We start from the raw sequence: 17,423 nt of genomic DNA on the forward strand, positions 1-17,423 counted from the left end.
TCGTAGGCCCAGATTCCTAGGAAGCCGTTGATCTTGTCGCCGTACTTGGTGATGGCGTCCTGGACATTGCGCTGCGCCTTGAGCGGGTCGGCCTGGTCCTGGAACGGCTCCTGGAGCATCTCGATCTTGCCCTTGGTGGCGTCCTGGAAGCCCTTGTAGCGGTCAATGGCGTTCTGTGCGGACATATTGCCCACGAAGGCCACGAACTTCCCGCCTTCGGGCAGGAGCTTGAGGGCGGCCTCACCGGCGGCCTTGCCTGCTTCGTAGTTATTGGTGCCCAGATACGCCAGGCGCTTGCTGCTCTCACTGTCGGAGTCGAAGCAGATCACGGGGATTTTCTTGTCAATGGCTTCGTCAATGACAGACGCGAACTCTTTGCCATCAATGGGGGTTACGGCGATCCCATCGGGGTTCTTGGCGACGGCATCCTCGAAGGTTTTCTTCTGATCCGCGTGGGTGGGCGATGCGCCTGCGGGTGTCATGCGGCTGGTGTCGCAGTCGGTCAGCTCGGTCTTGGCGGCTTCGAGACCTTTCTCGGCAGCGGTCCAGAAGTCGGCGCTGTTGTTGGTGATGAGCGTGACGGCGAGCTTGCCATCTGCCTTGCGCGGTGCATCGAAGGCGCTACTGCCGCCTTCAGGAGCCTTTGCCGCAGGGGCAGGGGCGTCGCCTCCGCCCGGCGCAGGCGTCGCCGCCTGATCTTTACACGATGCCAGGGAAAACAGCGAGACCAATGCGGTCAGCGCGAGGCCCTGGCGAAAAAGCTGGGATCGCTTCATTCTTTGGGTTATCCTCCGCCGCCAGTATAACATATGGAGCGATCCGTGTGGGTTACTGCTCCGCGAGGCGCTTCTGGAGAGCATCCCCAAGCTCCGGATGGCCCGCCTCCTTGGCGAGCGTATCTACCGCCTGGAACGCCTCGACATAGCGCAGGAAGACATGCCGCTGGAGGGGGTCACGCTCACCCCAGCCAGTGAGCAGGCCGCGGGTCTGGAAGCTCTCCCAGAGAGGTAGATTGCCATCGAGTAGGGCTTGAGAGTCGGGGCGTGTGCCCGGGAGATAGAGGCGCTCCGTAACTCCCCACGGAGCATTTTCGAACTCCGCAGCGACTTCATGGAGGCTCGTGTTGAGAACCTTACGGCGAGCAAAGCGTGTGTCGCGAACTAAGAGCATGGCTCGTCCCTCGGTGAGCGCCTGACGGAAAAATGCCCGCTGAAAAGTGCCGTCTGCAAACTGCGCGGTGGTAAGACTTGCACCGGGCAAGACACTGTCAAGGGTGGGGTACTGTGCGAGGAGATGGCGGTAGTACCAGCCGTCGTAGAGCAAGGCACTTCCCAGGGTGTTCCAGTCCACAATCACCACATCGGGGCGCTGGTGCTTGACCCATTTCTGGTACCAGAGGCTAAAGGTGACATTGGAGTCGGTGACGATTACGGCGTTGGGTGGGGCGGAGAGGAGGATGTTTTGTGAAAAATCCGCTTCGATAACGTTGCCACTCTTGTCCGCTGCGCCCCAGTGGGTTCCCAGCGCAATCAGTGGCAGTCCGATGGCGGTGAGTGCGGCGATCTGTGGCTTTAGTGCAACCCGCTGCGCCAGTGTCCACGCTCCAACAGCCATCCAGGCGGTAGTCATCATAAACGATGGTAAGTAATAAACATAGATATCTAAAATATGGTAGTTTAGTGCGTAGAAAAGGCTCACACTCGCAATCCAGAGCGTTAGGAGAAGCATCGCCCGCTGCATTTTCCATAGTGTCATCACGCCCACCGGAGCCAGCCAGAGTGTCCAAATCCCAAACTCAGCCACCAGTGCTTTTCCATAGCGCAGGGTGTTCTCCCCGACCACACTCAGCGACTGTGAGAACATGAGCTGGCGGTAGAGATCCCCGGACAGATGCTTATAGAATAGCTCCGGTGTTGTTGGGCTTCCCCAGAGCACAGGAGATTGACTGAGTTTGGCGGACAGTGGCACGTAGGCGTAGAGGAGTAAGGGGAGCAGAAAAAGGGGCACCAAAGGCAGGAGCTTCTGAATGCCTACCCTACGACAGGCAAGTGTCAGAAAGCCTGGAAGAAAGAGCACCATCGTGAGATTGTTGGTCAGTGCAAGGCCATAGAGAAACACCAGGGGAGCCAGCACTTTTTCTCCCCGCTCGAGGCGCACACTCAGCCAGAGCACCGTGCACAGAAACAAAGCCGTGAGGGTGTAGACCTCACAAGAGAGAGATTGCTGCCAGAGAGTCGGGGCAAAAGCAAGCAAGAGCGCCGCGCTTGCCGAGACGGTGCGTGAGGGCACGACACTGGCGACAAAGCGGTAGAACATCGCGACAGCTCCTGCCCCGAAGAGAGCCGTCATCAGATTGACACGCATCGCAGGCTCATCTATCACGGGCGCGAGTCCAAAGAGAAACGCCCGGCCTAGCAGGGTAAAGAGCGGGTAGCCTGTCGGGTGACATACCCCAAGCGTCGCCATTGCGGTCTCGAAGTCGCCATCATCACCTGTGTAGATCGTCCGACACATGGTCGTGGCATAAATAACGGCGGCGAGGGTAAAGACGAGCCAAGCGATTTTCTTATCGGAGAGTGCGTTCACTCTCCTGATTGTCGGAGAAACCCCGTGATTTTTACAGCAGTGGTGTGCCGCGCTTGCAGAGCTGGAGCGCTAGGCCCCAAGGGTCGCGGAGCATGGTGAGCTGAGAGCCGTCGGGAAGGCGGACTTCGGAGGCATAGGTCGCACCCGCGGCTTCAAGACGTGCCCGATCCGTGTCCGGATTTTCGGAGACAAGGGCAATGTGGACAATGAGCGGGTCAAGGCTCGCATAGTCGGGCACTTGGTCGGGGGGATTGCAGTAGATCTCCAGAACGCTCTGACCGCTCTCATCGGCGAGAAAGTGTGTCTGGGTGGTGTTGTCCACATGTCGGACAACTCGGAAGCCGAGGTGCTCCACGTACCACGCGGCCATGGCGACAGGCTCGGCGACATTGAGAGCAAAGTGTTCGATGCGCATGGCTCTATTCTACAGCCCAAGGACAAATTCGGTATATTTCCCCAAGTTTGTGTGGGCTTTTACGAGACGAATTTGAGACAGTGAAATCTTATAAAAAGATATATAGTCAGTATGAATTGCTTTAAAGTGAGGGTTTTATTGGGTTTTAATTGGTTTTTATATGTTCAGGAATTTATAGGGGCTCTGATTTTTAATGGGCGTGGAGAGGGCATTTTGGGATATACTATATTCATAGTGACCTGGAAAACCCAGGAAACGAATCCTGGCGATCCCTTCAAAGCGAAGTGTGATCGTCATTTTTGTTTGTGCCTCCTATGCAAACGCCCCTTCCTTTGCAAACGCCCCTTCTTTTCCCCCGTGTTGGTGTTGCCGTCTTGCTCCTGCGCGAGGGGAAGCTTCTGCTTGGCCCGCGTGTCGGAACTCATGGGACAGGAACCTGGGCACCGCCGGGTGGCTACTTGGAGTTTGGTGAGTCTCCCGAAGCCTGTGCCCGCCGCGAGGTGCTGGAAGAGACCGGCCTGAGTCTGGAAAACCTACGTCATGGCCCGTACACCAACACGGTCTTCGAGGCCGAAGGCAAGCACTCCGTCACGCTCTTTCTCCTCGCCGACTGCCCCGAGTCGCTGGGTCCACCGGAGCGCCGCGAGCCCGACAAATGCCTCGGTTGGAGCTGGCACGCTTGGGACAACCTCCCCGAACCGCTCTTCGCCACGCTGGCTCAGCTCAAGAACAGTGGCTTTCGTCCGAAATAGTGGGCTTGAAATAAGAGACAATTTCGAGACAGTGAGTTGTTCATTTTTGGTAAGATTGATTTGGAGTTATAGATTATTCTAGATTTTTAAATGAATTTTCATTGATATATTGCTATTTTGAATTTTTCCATCTTAGATTTCTGAGTGGCGCAGGTAGGCCATTTTGGGATATACTATATGCATAGTGACCTGGAAAACCCAGGAAACGAAATCCCGACGATCCCTTCAAAGCGAAGTGTGATCGTCGTTTTTGTTTGTTACCCCCCTTCTTCTTCCACCCAAAAACTCTCCGCGATTAGCACATTGTTTCCCAATAACAAAACCCCCAGTGGCACTGTCACGGTCGGGGCGTCATCGGCTAAGAGAGCGCTCTGCATTCCGTGACGGTTCAAAATCTCTTGGGCGGGTGCGGCCAGTGAGAGCGGCCCCCGTAGGAAAAGCCCGGAAGGGAACCGAAAGAGATGCTCCAGAATTCTAGAGATCCCCCCGATAGGAAAGCCCTTTCGGGAGTCGGTGCCGTAGTGGTTTAGGTACTGCCAGAGAGGTCGCCAGCCGCCAAATACTTCCTGGGTGACTTGTTCAAGCTCCTGTACCAACGAGGGAATATCTGTAGGGATCGCGTTGAAGTAGAGGCTCGCTTGCGGATCGGTATAGTTGAGGAGCAAGGGATGCTCGGTGTGAAAGGACGCGCCAGCAAACCGCTTGTGCGGCCAGTGAAACGCGCGCTTGCTGCGAAAAGTCACGCGGAAGTGATACTCGCCTGCTTTCACGCACAGGAAGGTGGACTGGCGTTTTGTGAGCTGCGCCTCGGCGGCTCCGGAGATGATCGCGACAAACTCCTCCAGAGGGATACTCTCTTTCTCGTGGGCCATGGCGCATTTTACCGTCTAGGGGTGTTTTGACGTGCCGTACAATAGACCGATGTTGACAAGTGAGAACCCGGAAGAGCTGACGCAGCAAGTGCGAGCGGCGATGGAGACGTTAGAGGCGATTGTGGAGGATCGGGCACTTTTGGCCCATCTGAACAAGGACGATCTGGCGCGTTTGCTAAAGGCTGCGGGGCAAGTGGCAACTCCCGACGATGCGAGCCACCGCTACTTAATGAAAGCCACCAAGCGCCTGCGAAAGGCCGACAAGCGCGAGAAAATCGAGAGCGTTCTCCAAGAGGCGGGGATTCGTAAGCTGCGCCGTGAGGCGGTCTTTGTGACCCCGAACTACGCGCCACCCAGCGATGATAGCCAGCAAGAGATAGATGACCCGGACTTTCGAGAGGCAATTGAGCCACAGTATTGCTATATCTGTAAGCGCCACTACACCCAGCTCCATCACTTCTACGACCAGCTCTGCCCCAGCTGCGCCGCGTTCAACTACGCCAAGCGCACCGAGCTGGCGGATCTGCGAGGCCGTGTGGCGCTACTGACCGGCGGGCGCGTCAAGATCGGCTACCAGGCGGGGATCAAGCTGCTCCGCTGCGGGGCGCATTTAATCGTGGTGACGCGGTTTCCTCACGACTCGGCGGCGCGGTATGCGCTAGAGCCGGACTTTGAGCAGTGGGCGGATCGCTTAGAGATCTTTGGGCTGGACCTGCGCCACACGCCCAGTGTCGAGGCGTTCTGCTCGCACCTGCTCAATACCCGCGAAAGGCTTGATTTTATGATCAACAACGCCTGCCAGACCGTGCGCCGTCCGCCGGAGTTCTATGCCCACATGATGGAGGGCGAGCAAGCCCCGCTCTCGATGCTCCCCGAGGCGACCCGCAAGCTGCTCGGGGGCTACGAGGGGCTGCGCGGCTATGAGCTCCTCCCCTCGGCCAAGCTCTCGCAGATGGCACTTCTCCCCGGTGAGGGCGCGGGCCAGCAAGATCTCTTCCCGGAAGGGCGGCTGGATCAAGACCTGCAACAGATTGATCTGCGCGACCGCAACTCTTGGCGCTTGCAGATGGATGAAGTCTCCGCCGTGGAGCTTCTGGAGGTCCAGCTCGTCAATGCCGTCGCGCCGTATATCCTCAATGCACGCCTCAAGCCGCTGATGCTACGCACCCCCGAGCGCGACAAGCACATTGTCAATGTCTCAGCGGTCGAGGGGCAGTTCTACCGCAAGTTCAAGACAACCCGCCACCCGCACACGAATATGGCAAAGGCCGCACTGAACATGATGACCCGCACGTCGGCAGCGGACTACCAGGCCAGCGGAATCCACATGAACGCGGTGGACACCGGCTGGGTCACCGATGAAGACCCGGTGCAGATCGCGGAGCGCAAAGTGGCCCAGCACGGGTTTCATCCGCCGCTGGATATTGTCGATGGCGCGGCGCGGATTGTCGATCCGATTATCGCGGGGATCAACTCTGGCGAGCACGTCTGGGGCAAGTTCCTCAAAGACTACCTGCCCACGGATTGGTAGCTCACCCCTGCCAGCGTCCCTGGATGCGAATGGGGGTTCCCCGGTCAACCCACTCGTAGAACCAGCGAGCAGGGTTACCATTGCTTAGGGGGACTCGGATGCAGCCGTGCGATGCGGGGAACGGTGGCACGCTGGTGAACCCGTGGATGAAGACATTGCCGTTTACCTGGACGCTGTAGGGCATGGGGGCTCCGTTGTAGAGGCTAGAGTAGTGCATCCGTTCCTTGACCGGCCCCGCCATGAAATCGCCTTTCGGGGTTCGGTGGCCTAGCCGCCCCGTACTCACGGGTGTCTCCAGCACGAGAGTGTCTCCCTGCCAGGCACGGAGCCGCTGGGTGGCGCAGTCTACCTCGACACGCTTCTCGCCACGGACAATCTGGACCGTGCGCTCCCCGCTCTTGACCGTCACCATGCCGCTTGACGGCTCCCACGAGACAGCACCGTCCAGGGAGCGTAGCGCACCTACCACGAGGAGCGCGGTGCCATCCAGGAGTCGTCGCACGCTGCTGGGGGAGGTCACGGCTTGGTTGTTGATCGAGAGGCGCTGAGTGCTCTGTTCCCAGAGGATCGTCCAGCCAAGGGCATCGGCGACCTTTCGTGCATCGACATAGAGAGTCTCGGGTCTGTCGGCAAAGCTGATGCCGCTCAGGGGGGGGGCTTGTGTTCGCATGGGCGCATTTTACTGGAAAAAGTGCGTGTTTAGGGCTTCAGGGGCAGTGTCCTGCCGAGGGAACCGATCCCTCGGGGCGCATGCGCGGAGGTCGCGCCAGACGATGCTGGTAACTAAATCGCGCGGTGCTTAGGAGGAAAAACGTCTCGCCTGCCGAACGAGATATGTATGGAAAATGACGCTGTGGTCGCCGCAAATCTTGCGGTGCTTGAAGAGAAGGGCTGGGTGGTTCTGCCGGGGGCGCTCTCGCCGGAGGAGACGGAGAGCTGTCGGGTGGCACTGAACCAGGCCCGTGCCAATGGCTGGGAAGAGGGCCTCAACCGTGTGGGCAATATGTGGTTCGACTGCTTGCTTGCCAAGATGCCCGAGGTCTTTGCGCCCCTGGTGATGCACCCGAGTGTCAAGCCGTACTTGGACGCGCTCTACGGCCCCCAGGCGCTGCTCCGCTCGCTACGTGGGCACATCAACCCCGGCCCCTATGACCAGGAGTGGCACCTGGATTTCTACGGCTACTGGCAGCAAAACGACAAGGCGCCCTATGCCAGCCGTGCCACAGGGATCAACACGACCTTCTATTTTCAGGACAATGGCCCCGGTATCGCCAAGCTAACGTATGTGAAGGGAGGGCACCGGATTCCTCCCCCGGAGGAGCTGACGCATCGGGGTGGCTGGGCCGTTTCGGAAGCGGCGTTCAACGCACACTACGATGCCCAAGAGCACGAGATTGTCTATCCCAAGGCCGGCGACTGCGTCCTCTTTTTTAGCCACATCCCACACAAGGGCTCCAAAGACGATGCCACCGTGGAGCGCTCCAATGTTGTCTGTCACTACCAGAATATGCCGTTTTATGAGGGGATTCCCCATGTCAGCCGCTTCCAAGCGGTGCGCCCTTAAGTGATGGTTGTGAGTGGGCTCTCCCTCGTCGGCTGCGGCGGTGGGGGTGGGAGCAATCCCCATTGAGACGATCTCTACTTCTTGCGACGTGCTACGATACCGAGGGCCGTGCCCAGCGCGAGGAGGGCGAGCGTGCCGGGTTCGGGTGCGGCGGAGGAAGAAGAGCCGAGAGTGCTAATTTTATCTCCGTTCCCCCTCACGATAACCGTGTCAAACGCCCCGTTTGCTGGGGCAGCAGCAGCGATGTTAGTGATGGTCGTTATTGTGCCAGCAGTCAGAAAGACTGTGTCCCCAGTAGTCACACCAGGAAACGAACCAAAAATATAGACATCATTCGTAGCCAAGCTTCCTCCTGTATAACCGCTGTTGATGCCATTGATGGTCTGCGCCGCGCCCCCATTGATGCTAAACGTCATCGTGGCGGTCACCGATGGTAAGGTATCCAAGAAAGGATTCCCCACTCCCTGAAAGGCGAAAATGGGCGCAACGGGGCTAGTGGTTGTGATGGTGTAGGTAATGGGAGCGGCAATGGTCATGGTCAGCGGGGTGCCACTGCCCCCGCTAAAGGTCAGGTTCGCCTGCGCTCCCGCTTTTTGCGGAAGTACGGTGAGGGTAGCGATACCTAGGCAGGTAGCGATAGCCAACTTAGAGGGGCGAGGGAGGAGAGAGGAGAGCTTCACGGGTTTCATTCCATTTCTATTGCCTACTGAAAGCTCGTCTGCGTCGGCAGCGAGCCAAAAGGCTACTATAAACTGGCAATATTATATACCGGCACTGGTAAAAGTACAAGGTTGTGAATCTAGGGGGCAAGACCAAAAAGTGGTGAGGCGAATACGCGCCAGGAGCTGAAAATTCCTCGCTGAACGCCTTCGGCGCAACGTCCTGCTGGACGAGGAGGCGTGGACTTTCCCACCCGTAATGTTTGCTCTACTGCTGGAGCGCCAGCTTTCCCTCTCCGTCACAGACCAGCTCTTTGACCTTGACGCAGCGCAGGTGATTCACCCCGCCCGAGAGGCTGGCGTCGTGGTGGAAGAGATACCACTTGTCTTGAAACTCGACGATGGAGTGGTGGGTTGTCCAGCCGAGAACGGGCTCTAGGATTCGTCCCTGGTAGGTAAACGGCCCCAGCGGGTTGTCCGACGTAGCATAGACAAGATAGTGGGTGTCGCCGGTGGAGTAGGAGAGATAGTACACCCCGCCCAGCTTGTGCACCCACGCGCCCTCAAAGAAGCGCCGGTCGTGGTCGTCGGCCTGGAGCGGGTTGCCACTCTCATCTAAGATTGCGATCTCTACGACGGGGCCCGCCAGCGCGTGCATGTCGTCGGAGAGCTTGGCGACGCGTGGTCCGAGCGCGGGGACGGCTCCGGTGGGCTCGACGGGTGCGTTTTTGTTGAAAGCATCGCCTTGCCAGCACTGGAGCTGCCCGCCCCAGATTCCGCCAAAGTAGAGATAGGCCGCGCCACCGCTCGCCGCATCGTCCACGAAGCTACACGGATCAATGGAGAACGTCCCCGCAATCGGCTCGGGATCGGCGGTAAAAGGCCCGGTGGGGGAGTCCGAGACCGCCACTCCAATCCGAAAAATGCCGTCTTTGTCGCGTGCGGGAAAGTAGAGATAGTAGCGCCTGTTTTTCGTCGCCGCATCGGGAGCCCAGAGCTGGGCACTCGCCCAGGGAATGTCTTCGAGCGCCAGCGCCACCCCGTGATCTGTCACCGGCCCGCTGGCACTCTCCATCGAGAAGACATGGTAGTCGCGCATCGCGTACTGATCACCGTTGTCGTTGGACTCTAGGCCAGAATCAATATCGTGCGACGGGTAGAGATAGAGCTTGTCCTCAAAAACATGCGCCGATGGATCTGCGGTGTAGATATGGGAAATTATCGGCTGGTCAGACATGGCTTACAGAATTCGCTTTCGGTCGCGGTGCTCGGCGAAGTAGATCTCGCGGTACTTGCTGTGCAGGTAGCGAATGAGCGGCTTGGCGGAGAGCGGCTCGCCGCAGATGCGCTCGGTCAGCTCGCCGGGTAGGTAACGTCGTCCGGGCTGGTGGACATTCGTGCGGAGCCAGCCCAAGAGCGGAGCGTAGTCGCCACGAACGAGCCCCGGCTCGATGGTGGAGTCGCTAGCCAGTGCCTTCTCAAAGAGCTGCGCGGAGAGCATCGTGCCCAGCGCATAGGTTGGGAAGTAGCCAAACATCGCGCCGGACCAGTGGACATCTTGCAGGCAGCCGAGCGCATCGCTGGGGGGCGTGATGCCCAGATACTGCTCCATCTTGGCGCTCCAGGCTTCGGGGATGTCTTTTACCGCGAGAGTCCCCGCAACCAGCTCTTGCTCCAGCTCAAAGCGCAGGAAGATATGCAGGCAGTAGGTCACTTCATCGGCCTCAACCCGAACCAGTGAGGGCTCGACATGGTTGATTGCGCGGTAGAACTGGTGGACATCCACATCGGCCAGCACACCGGGGAAGTGATGCTGGAGGCCGGGGTAGAACACGTTCCAGAAGGTCCGTGAGCGCCCGATAATGTTCTCCCACAGCCGCGACTGCGACTCGTGAAACGCCAGGCTTGCGGCTCCCGAGAGCGGCGTGTCGTCGTCCTTGGGATCGAAGCCCTGCTCGTACATGCCGTGGCCCGCCTCATGGATCGTCCCCATGAGGGCACCGGGTAGCCAGTGGGTCTCGACACGCGTCGTGATGCGCACATCAGTGCGGTGTAGTCCCTGGCAGAACGGATGAACCGCCATGTCTTGCCGCCCCCGCTCAAAGTCAAAGCCCAGCTTCTTGGCGATGTACTCCGCGAACTGGAGCTGTGTCTTATCATCAAAGCCTCGCTTGAGGCAGGAGTTGTCCACGGGCTCGCCCTCGCGGATGATCTCCATCAAGGGCAGTAGGCCATCGCGCACCTCGGCAAAAACCGTCGCCACTTGCGCTGTGGTCATGCCGGGCTCGTACTGATCCAGCAGTGCATCGTAGCGGCAGCCACCGTGCCCCAGATGATCGGCCACGTCGCGGGAGAGCCCCAGGAGCTTTTCCAGAGTGGGGGCGAACTGGGCGAAACTATTTTCCTGTCGCGCCTTCACCCAGATCTCATGGGCCAGGGCTGTCTCTCGGGCAAGGCTCGAAACCAGTGCCGTCGGTAGCTTTACCGACTTGTCGTAGTCGCGGCGCACGGCTCGGAGTGTCAGGGCTTGATCCGAGCCCTCCTCGGCCCCCTCCGCCTCGGCATTGCTCAGCAAGCGCCCCGTTTCATCATCGGTGAAGCGCTCGTGAAGCAGCTTGCCCATCGCGCCCATGGCATTCGCACGTGCCAGCGCCCCGCCGTGCGGCATGTAGCACTGCTGATCCCAGCCCAGCAGGGCAGCGGCGTGGCCCAAGTGACCTAGCTCCGCCAAGCGGGCCAGTAAGCTCTCGTAGTCAGACATAGGCGGCATTGTACCCGATGGGTTGCAAATTGGGTAAATCTGCGATAGAGTATCTCTCGCCTAGCCGCTCCCGGATCGTTCAACGGCAGGACGACAGGTTCTGGCCCTGTTAATCGAGGTTCGAATCCTTGTCCGGGAATCCAAACCCCGCTACAATCGTAGTGGGGTTTTTTGTTGCCCTCCTCCCCCAGCCCCTCCTCCCAATCCTGGGAGGAGAGGGAGAGAGGGAAGTTTGAGGGGGCGAGGTTTTTGGCCTGGCTCCCCTCCTTGCCCAACCTCCCAGGATTGGGAGGAGGGGCTGGGGGAGGAGGGTATCTATGACCGAGAGCTATCGCGCCGCCTATAATGCGGCCTTCACACCGGCACGCTACGAGGCATTCCAGCGCCTGCTGACGGAGCGCTGCGGTGTGCCGATTGCGTTTCGTTGCGCGGAGACACCGTGCTTCTTCGAGGCGGCCACTCTTGAGGCGATGATCACCGCAGGTCGTGAGCTGATCGTGCCGCTTTTAGAAGATGCGGACTATCTTGCTCGCGCCGCGGAGGCCATCCCCGAGGCGTTTCGCGTCCCCGGCACCGACTCCGCCCCGCTCTTTGTCCAGGCAGATTTTGGTTTGGATGCGAACTTGCAGCCCAAGCTGGTCGAGATCCAGGGCTTCCCCTCGCTCTACGCCTTCCAGCCCACTCTGGCGGAAGCCTATCGGGATGCCTTTGCGCTGGATGCAACACTGGGGGCCTATCTGGAGGGCGGCACCGCGCAGAGCAACGATGCGGCGCTGATGCAAGCCTTCTGCAATGGCCACGATCCCCACGAAGTGTTCCTGCTGGAGCTCGACCCGCAGAGCCAGAAAACCCTCCCCGATTTTGTCCTCACCCAGAAGCGCTACGGCGTGCGGATGCTGGATGCTCGTGAGGTGGTCAAGCGCGGCACGAAGCTCTACACGCCCGAGGGGACACAGATCAAGCGGGTCTATAATCGGGTGATCGTGGACGAAGTGATCCGCAAAAATATCACGCTCCCCTTTGATTTCCGCGATGAGCTGGATTTAGAGTGGGCCGGGCACCCGAACTGGTACTTTCTGCTCAGCAAGTTCTCCCTGCCGTTTCTGACGCATCCGAGTGTCCCCAAAACCAGCTTTCTCTCGGAGGTGACGGCGCTCCCGGAGAACCTGGAGGACTTTGTGCTCAAGCCACTCTTCTCGTTTGCGGGCCTAGGCGTGAAAGTCGGGCCGACAAAGGCCGATATTGCTGAGGTAGTTGACCCGACCCAGTGGATTCTGCAGGAGCGCGTGAACTTTATCCCGACCATCCAGACCCCCGAAGGCCCGACCAAGGTGGAGGTGCGGATCATGTTTGTTCGGGTCGGGGAGCACTACCGGGCACTCACGACGCTCCTGCGGCTCGGACGCGGCAAGATGCTGGGCGTGGATCATAACCGCGATGCCACCTGGATCGGAGCCAGCGCCGCCTTTACGGTGCCTTAGTCTGTTAGCGGGTCAAGAAACTGGCCTCTCTCAAGTGGTAGACGAAGTCGTAGGCAGTGCCCGGCACCACCCAGGCGATGAAGTGGCCGGCGGGGCCGGGCGTGGGCTTTGCGCTGCGCCGCGAGGTCGAAAAAAGCAGCGCTTGTTCGGAGCTATTTTTACAGAGCAATAATCCGTTGGGCGAGAACTACTTCGCGGCTGTCGTTGGTGGCGATAAGCGTGAGCCCACCGCGTTTTTGCTGCTCCGCGACGAGCTCGGCGACCAGTGCGACGCCTTTATCATCGAGAGCGAGCCCGGCTTCGTCGAGGAGCAGCACCGGCGGCTCGAACAACACCGCTAGGGCGAGCTTCACGCGCTGGCGCAAGCCCGACGAGTACTGCCCAATGGGATCGTCTTCGCGCCCCGAGAGCCCGACGCGCTCTAGAGTCGAGGCGATATTTTCGGGTGAAGCGCCGCGCACGTCGCAGAAGAACTGAAGGTTCTCACGAGCCGTTAGCTCTGTGTAGAGTGTCAGGTCGGGCGAGACATAGCCACAGAGCCGCCGCCGCCGCGCGGGATCACTCTCATCGGCAGTGCCCACGGTCAGTGCAATCTGGCCTTTGCTTGCCCGCAAGAGCCCCGCCACCAGCTTGACCACCGTGCTCTTGCCGCTCCCGTTGGCCCCCGTGATCGCGACCACCTCGCCGCCCTCGGCCAGAAACGAGAAGTCTCGCAAGACGCGCCGCATCCCGTAGCGCTTCTCGATTCCCGTCAGCTTAAGTTGGATACTTTGCAGATCGTTCACTAGGAGACCAGCTCTAACAAGATACCTAGAATCTTCTCTAGTGCTTCAAGCGGCGTGTCACGCTCGATAGTCAGCCCGAACTGTGCTTCGACCTCCGGGAGAGTGAAACGATTATAGGCCATGTTCCCATTCTACCGCTTCATGCCCGTGTTCGTGATTGCCCGATGGAGAGCATGTCGCGTTTTACACACCTAGACTCTAGTGAACAATTTTTAAGGACATTCGTCCGAGAATACACTATAGAATGAAGGGGACGAGATGGCATTGGCAACTTTCTGGAATCGGGGCGCAACACCCATGACGACCGACACGGCTCTTATTGCGCGTTGTCAAAAAGCGGATATCGCGGCCTTCAATGAGATCGTCGGGCGTTATAAAGGCAAGATCTACAACTATCTCTATCGGATGACGGGCAATGCCGAAGACGCCGAGGATCTGACCCAGGAAGTTTTTGTGCGGATGTACTCCCATATCCACACATTTCGGGCGGAGGCGAGTCTCTCGACCTGGCTGTTTCGGATCGCGGGCAATCTCTGCGTGGATGCGTTCCGTCGCAAGAAAAAAGAGCGCGGCGTGGTCAGCTCGCTGGATGCGCCACTGTACAACGATGAGGAAGACGGCGGAGCGACGCGTGATGTGCCCGATATGAAGGCTGCGCCGGAGGTACTTTTCTCTCGTAAGGAACTAGGGGGGCAGATTGAAGAGGCACTAGCCAAGCTCCCCACCAAGCTACGCTCCGCTGTGGTTCTCCATGATATCGAGGGGCTCTCCTACGAAGAGATCGCGGAGGTAGAGAAAATACCCCTGGGAACCGTGAAATCGCGCATCTATAATGCCCGTGTGGCACTGCGAAGCTCTCTTCGTCCGTACTTAGAATCATGAGTCAAAAATAAAATGGCAAGCATGTTAGATTGTAAAAAAATTCAAGAAGGGCTCTCGGAGTACATCGATGGTGTACAGACGGTGGAGCAGAGTGAGGCGACGCAGGCACACCTGCGGTCTTGTGCGGTCTGCACCAAAATCGCTGAGGAGCTTACTCAGACCAGTCGCTTGCTGGCGTTTCTGCCACGCCCCGAGCTTTCAGAGAGCTTTGAGCTGAAGCTAACCACGCGGCTTGCGGGGCAGGCTCTCCGGCCCAAACCGATCACGCTTACGGAGAAGCTTGCCGCCTGGTGGGTACGCCCAGGAGTTCGCCCTGCCTTGGCCTCTGGACTTGCGGTGGCCACCCTCGTGCCCGTGGTGGTCTTCTTCCCGCGTGCTGTACGCCCGACGGTTGTCGCGACACCGGCAGTCGAGGCCGTGGCCGAGAACGCGGAGGTAGAACAGGCCATGCAGGAGCACCTCTCCGCCAAGGCGGGCGAGGTCTTTGGTGATTCCTCAGGCCTCTTACTTGCATCGACCCCGGCGGGGCGCGAGACAGGGTCATAGGTAGAGGGATGTCTCGTATTGCTCTAGGGGTGGGGCTGGCGCTGGTGGCGCTCTCGGCGCAGGCACAGCCTCCCCCGCTGCCAAAGGAACTTCAGAGGAATCAAGAGGTGCTCGCCAAGGCAAGAGCAGGGCTGGCTCACGTGATCCTGCGCCGCATGGTTCAGGCCGAGGCTGCGCTGGCGTTCCAGGCACGCGAGGTCACCGTGGGCTCCGAGGGGCGCACCACGGAGCAGTGGGTCAAGCGCGATCCCAAGCAAGGGATTCGGCGCGAGTCGATCAAGCCGGAGGGAATTCTCCTGATCGACAACCAGCACCGTCAGTTTCTGATCCACCAGCGGGAGAAGCGCTACCAGGAGGGCAAGTCCCAGCTCGCGGAGGTGAAGAAACACCTCCAGGAGGCGCTATCGGCGGGTAAGGGAGCGCTACAGATCGAGCTGCAAGGCACCGACACCATCGCAGGGCGTCCGGTGGATGTGGTCTTTGTCCATCCCGGCGATGGCCTCTTGGGACCATCACGGCGCTTCTGGGTAGACCGCGAGACGGGGCTACGGCTCCGCACGGAGGAGCGGGCCCCCGATGGCCGCATCCTCTCCAATACCTACTACCTCTCTTTGGAGCTCAACCCCAGCTTCAAGCCCGATGACTTCCAGCCCCCGCCGCTCCCACAGGGGTTCAAGCGGGTCTTGGATAACCAGAAGCGCTATAAGTCCCTGGAGGAGGCAAGCAAAGACGGCGTGATCATTCGGCAACCCGGCTGGCTTCCTCCTGGCTTTAGCCTGCGCACGATCACGGTGACAAAAGCGGCCCGCCCACGAACGACTCTCCTCTGGGGTAACGGGCTGACGACACTCTCGCTGGTGAGTATTGCCAGCCCCATGCCCTCCCTGCTGGTTCGGCTTTTGAAGGGTGCGGAGAGCGGGATTGTCCAGCCTCCCAAGGGCGAGCGCTCCTACACCTGGAAGACCAGCGAGGGGTACTGCCTGCTGATCGGCAACCTCCCCGATGACCAGCTCAAACATATCGCCGACTCGGTGAAGTAGGGGCTCAAACTGTCGGGACGGGAACTTGGGTGAGGATTTTCTGGATGATGGTGACATCCTCCATCCCGTGTGCCCGTGCCTCCGCGGAGAGGATCAGGCGGTGGGCTAGCACAAACGGAGCGAGGCGCTTGACATCGTCTGGGTTGGCGTACTTGCGGCCTGCCATCGCGGCATGGGCCTGTGCGGCGTGCATCAGTGCCAGCGAGCCACGAGGGCTCGCCCCAATCTCCACCTGATCGCTCTTACGGGTAGCTGCCACGACCTCTGTGATGTACTTTTGCAGCAGCGGGGCAACAACAACGTGGCGAACCTGATCCTGGAGGTCTACCAGGGTCGGGGCATCCAGAACGGGCTTGACATTGACTAGTGGGTGGCTCTGGACTTGGGAGTTCAGAATCCCAACTTCTTGCTCCAGGCTCGGGTAGCCTAGGCGGACACGCATCGTGAAGCGGTCCATCTGTGCCTCAGGGAGCTGGTAGGTTCCCGCGTGCTCGATATTGTTCTGGGTGGCGATCACAAAAAACGGACGTGGCAGCGGGTGCGTGATCCCGCCCTCCGAGACTTGTAGCTCCTCCATACACTCCAGAAGCGCCGCCTGGGTCTTGGGCGTGGCGCGGTTGATCTCATCGGCGAGCACCACTTGCGCGAAGATCGGGCCGGGCATGAAGCTAAACTCTTGGGTCTTCTGGTTGTAGATCGAGGTGCCTGTAATATCAGCGGGGAGCAAGTCTGGGGTGAACTGGATACGCTTAAAGGCACAGCCAAGCGACTGCGCCAGGGTCTTGGCTAGGGTGGTCTTGCCGACACCGGGGATGTCTTCGATGAGAAGATGCCCGCCCACTAGCAACGTCACCAGCGCCATCTCGACGGTCTCGTGCTTGCCAATGATGACCGTCTCCACCTGCTCTTGAACCCGTCGCATGGCCACTGCGACATCGGTTTGTAGTTCACTCATGGCAGGATTATACCGATTTTACTTTCATAGTGGCTGCCTTGAGACCTGCCGTCTCCACTTTTAAGAGCACTTCGCCTTTGCCTCATCCTTGGCGCGGATGATGGCGAGTGCGAGGCCGTGAAACGCGGGGTACTCGGTGCCTTGGAAGCTGCGCGGGTTGGTGGCATCGCCATTGCCCACTGCGGTGAGCTCAGCGGCATTTCCAGTGATCGTGAAGCGCAGGAGATAATCTGCAGACATCACTTGCTGGCCTTTTGCATCGACAATCGTCACGGTCACAAAGCTCAAATCATGGCCTCCCGTGAGCTTGGTCCGATCCGCAGTGAGCTTGATCTGCGTGGCGGGGTCGGTGGTACGCTGGAGTGCCTCAGCCCAGGGCTTGCCGTTTTGGTAGGCGATAGCTTTCAGCTCTCCGGGGGCGTAGAGATGCACCGGGTTCTCCAGCTCCTCAGGCTCAGACCACGAGTCCCCGTCGGACATCAGCCCAAAACGCGCAAACTTCCCGCTCCGGTCACCGGGCTGGAGACTTGGGAGCCCGGCACGGGCTTTGCGGCTGAGGAACGAAGCCACTGCAGACGCCTCCTTTCATGGGGC

Annotated in this window: 19 protein-coding genes and 1 tRNA gene; 8 read left to right on the top strand and 12 right to left on the bottom strand. The window is 59.4% G+C overall.

The window, feature by feature from the left end:
• The 3 genes from AC1XOS_RS00970 to AC1XOS_RS00980 all read right to left on the bottom strand — a co-directional run.
• Positions 1-776, bottom strand: a 776-nt coding sequence (locus tag AC1XOS_RS00970) for a substrate-binding domain-containing protein (protein WP_481960345.1), incomplete at its 3' end; no start/stop codon positions are given.
• 52 nt (positions 777-828) lie between these two features.
• Entirely contained in the window at positions 829-2,586 is a 1,758-nt protein-coding gene (locus tag AC1XOS_RS00975; protein ID WP_481960346.1) for a glycosyltransferase family 117 protein, read from the bottom strand.
• Between the two features lie 31 nt (positions 2,587-2,617).
• Positions 2,618-3,001 carry a VOC family protein gene (locus AC1XOS_RS00980; protein ID WP_481960347.1) on the bottom strand — a complete coding sequence of 128 codons (384 nt, stop codon included), beginning with the start codon at positions 2,999-3,001 and terminating at the stop codon, positions 2,618-2,620.
• Between the two features lie 332 nt (positions 3,002-3,333).
• Here AC1XOS_RS00980 and AC1XOS_RS00985 point away from each other — a divergent pair, with 332 nt between their 5' ends.
• Positions 3,334-3,753: a nucleotide triphosphate diphosphatase NUDT15 gene (locus AC1XOS_RS00985; RefSeq protein ID WP_481960348.1), complete on the top strand. Its 420-nt coding sequence runs from the start codon at positions 3,334-3,336 to the stop codon at positions 3,751-3,753.
• A gap of 257 nt (positions 3,754-4,010) precedes the next feature.
• Here the strand turns inward: AC1XOS_RS00985 and AC1XOS_RS00990 are convergent, their stop codons facing one another.
• Positions 4,011-4,625, bottom strand: a complete 615-nt coding sequence (locus tag AC1XOS_RS00990) for a hypothetical protein (protein WP_481960349.1) — start codon at positions 4,623-4,625, stop codon at positions 4,011-4,013.
• A gap of 49 nt (positions 4,626-4,674) precedes the next feature.
• Between AC1XOS_RS00990 and AC1XOS_RS00995 the strand changes: the two genes are divergently transcribed.
• Complete coding sequence (locus tag AC1XOS_RS00995; protein WP_481960350.1) at positions 4,675-6,156, top strand: SDR family NAD(P)-dependent oxidoreductase; 1,482 nt, start codon at positions 4,675-4,677, stop codon at positions 6,154-6,156.
• Between the two features lies 1 nt (position 6,157).
• Here AC1XOS_RS00995 and AC1XOS_RS01000 read toward each other — a convergent pair whose 3' ends face one another.
• Positions 6,158-6,826: a L,D-transpeptidase family protein gene (locus AC1XOS_RS01000; protein ID WP_481960351.1), complete on the bottom strand. Its 669-nt coding sequence runs from the start codon at positions 6,824-6,826 to the stop codon at positions 6,158-6,160.
• Between the two features lie 168 nt (positions 6,827-6,994).
• Between AC1XOS_RS01000 and AC1XOS_RS01005 the strand changes: the two genes are divergently transcribed.
• Complete coding sequence (locus AC1XOS_RS01005; RefSeq protein ID WP_481960352.1) at positions 6,995-7,720, top strand: phytanoyl-CoA dioxygenase family protein; 726 nt, start codon at positions 6,995-6,997, stop codon at positions 7,718-7,720.
• A gap of 74 nt (positions 7,721-7,794) precedes the next feature.
• On the opposite strand, the gene AC1XOS_RS01010 is transcribed toward AC1XOS_RS01005, so the two are convergent.
• From AC1XOS_RS01010 to AC1XOS_RS01020, 3 genes are all read right to left on the bottom strand, one after another.
• Positions 7,795-8,400, bottom strand: coding sequence for a PEP-CTERM sorting domain-containing protein (locus tag AC1XOS_RS01010; protein WP_481960353.1), 606 nt, complete (start codon positions 8,398-8,400; stop codon positions 7,795-7,797).
• Between the two features lie 247 nt (positions 8,401-8,647).
• The gene (locus AC1XOS_RS01015) at positions 8,648-9,616 is read right to left on the bottom strand and encodes a glycoside hydrolase family 43 protein (RefSeq protein ID WP_481960354.1); all 969 of its coding nucleotides are present in this window, start codon (positions 9,614-9,616) and stop codon (positions 8,648-8,650) included.
• 3 nt (positions 9,617-9,619) lie between these two features.
• Positions 9,620-11,140, bottom strand: a complete 1,521-nt coding sequence (locus tag AC1XOS_RS01020) for a carboxypeptidase M32 (RefSeq protein ID WP_481960355.1) — start codon at positions 11,138-11,140, stop codon at positions 9,620-9,622.
• 68 nt (positions 11,141-11,208) lie between these two features.
• Between AC1XOS_RS01020 and AC1XOS_RS01025 the strand changes: the two genes are divergently transcribed.
• Together AC1XOS_RS01025 and AC1XOS_RS01030 are read left to right on the top strand one after the other, a co-directional pair.
• Positions 11,209-11,279 (top strand) — tRNA-Gln (locus AC1XOS_RS01025).
• A 178-nt stretch (positions 11,280-11,457) separates the two neighbouring features.
• The gene (locus tag AC1XOS_RS01030; protein WP_481960356.1) at positions 11,458-12,621 is read left to right on the top strand and encodes a hypothetical protein; all 1,164 of its coding nucleotides are present in this window, start codon (positions 11,458-11,460) and stop codon (positions 12,619-12,621) included.
• Between the two features lie 158 nt (positions 12,622-12,779).
• Here the strand turns inward: AC1XOS_RS01030 and ccmA are convergent, their stop codons facing one another.
• On the bottom strand, positions 12,780-13,406 hold the full coding sequence (ccmA, locus tag AC1XOS_RS01035) for a heme ABC exporter ATP-binding protein CcmA (RefSeq protein ID WP_481960357.1): 627 nt from the start codon (positions 13,404-13,406) through the stop codon (positions 12,780-12,782).
• Positions 13,406-13,528: a hypothetical protein gene (locus AC1XOS_RS01040; RefSeq protein WP_481960358.1), complete on the bottom strand. Its 123-nt coding sequence runs from the start codon at positions 13,526-13,528 to the stop codon at positions 13,406-13,408. The genes ccmA and AC1XOS_RS01040 overlap by 1 nt, the downstream gene beginning before the upstream one ends.
• Positions 13,529-13,664: 136 nt before the next feature.
• Here AC1XOS_RS01040 and AC1XOS_RS01045 point away from each other — a divergent pair, with 136 nt between their 5' ends.
• The 3 genes from AC1XOS_RS01045 to AC1XOS_RS01055 are packed head-to-tail and all read left to right on the top strand — an operon-like array spanning position 13,665 to position 15,874.
• A complete protein-coding gene (locus tag AC1XOS_RS01045; protein ID WP_481960359.1) occupies positions 13,665-14,288 on the top strand; it encodes a sigma-70 family RNA polymerase sigma factor in 624 nt (207 codons plus the stop codon).
• A gap of 21 nt (positions 14,289-14,309) precedes the next feature.
• Entirely contained in the window at positions 14,310-14,834 is a 525-nt protein-coding gene (locus AC1XOS_RS01050; protein ID WP_481960360.1) for an anti-sigma factor family protein, read from the top strand.
• An 8-nt stretch (positions 14,835-14,842) separates the two neighbouring features.
• A complete protein-coding gene (locus AC1XOS_RS01055; RefSeq protein ID WP_481960361.1) occupies positions 14,843-15,874 on the top strand; it encodes a sigma-E factor regulatory protein RseB domain-containing protein in 1,032 nt (343 codons plus the stop codon).
• 4 nt (positions 15,875-15,878) lie between these two features.
• Here the strand turns inward: AC1XOS_RS01055 and AC1XOS_RS01060 are convergent, their stop codons facing one another.
• Together AC1XOS_RS01060 and AC1XOS_RS01065 are read right to left on the bottom strand one after the other, a co-directional pair.
• A complete protein-coding gene (locus AC1XOS_RS01060) occupies positions 15,879-16,829 on the bottom strand; it encodes an AAA family ATPase (protein WP_481960362.1) in 951 nt (316 codons plus the stop codon).
• 60 nt (positions 16,830-16,889) lie between these two features.
• Positions 16,890-17,399, bottom strand: a complete 510-nt coding sequence (locus AC1XOS_RS01065; protein ID WP_481960363.1) for a hypothetical protein — start codon at positions 17,397-17,399, stop codon at positions 16,890-16,892.
• Positions 17,400-17,423 lie beyond the last annotated feature (24 nt).

The organism is Armatimonas sp., assembly GCF_964826245.1.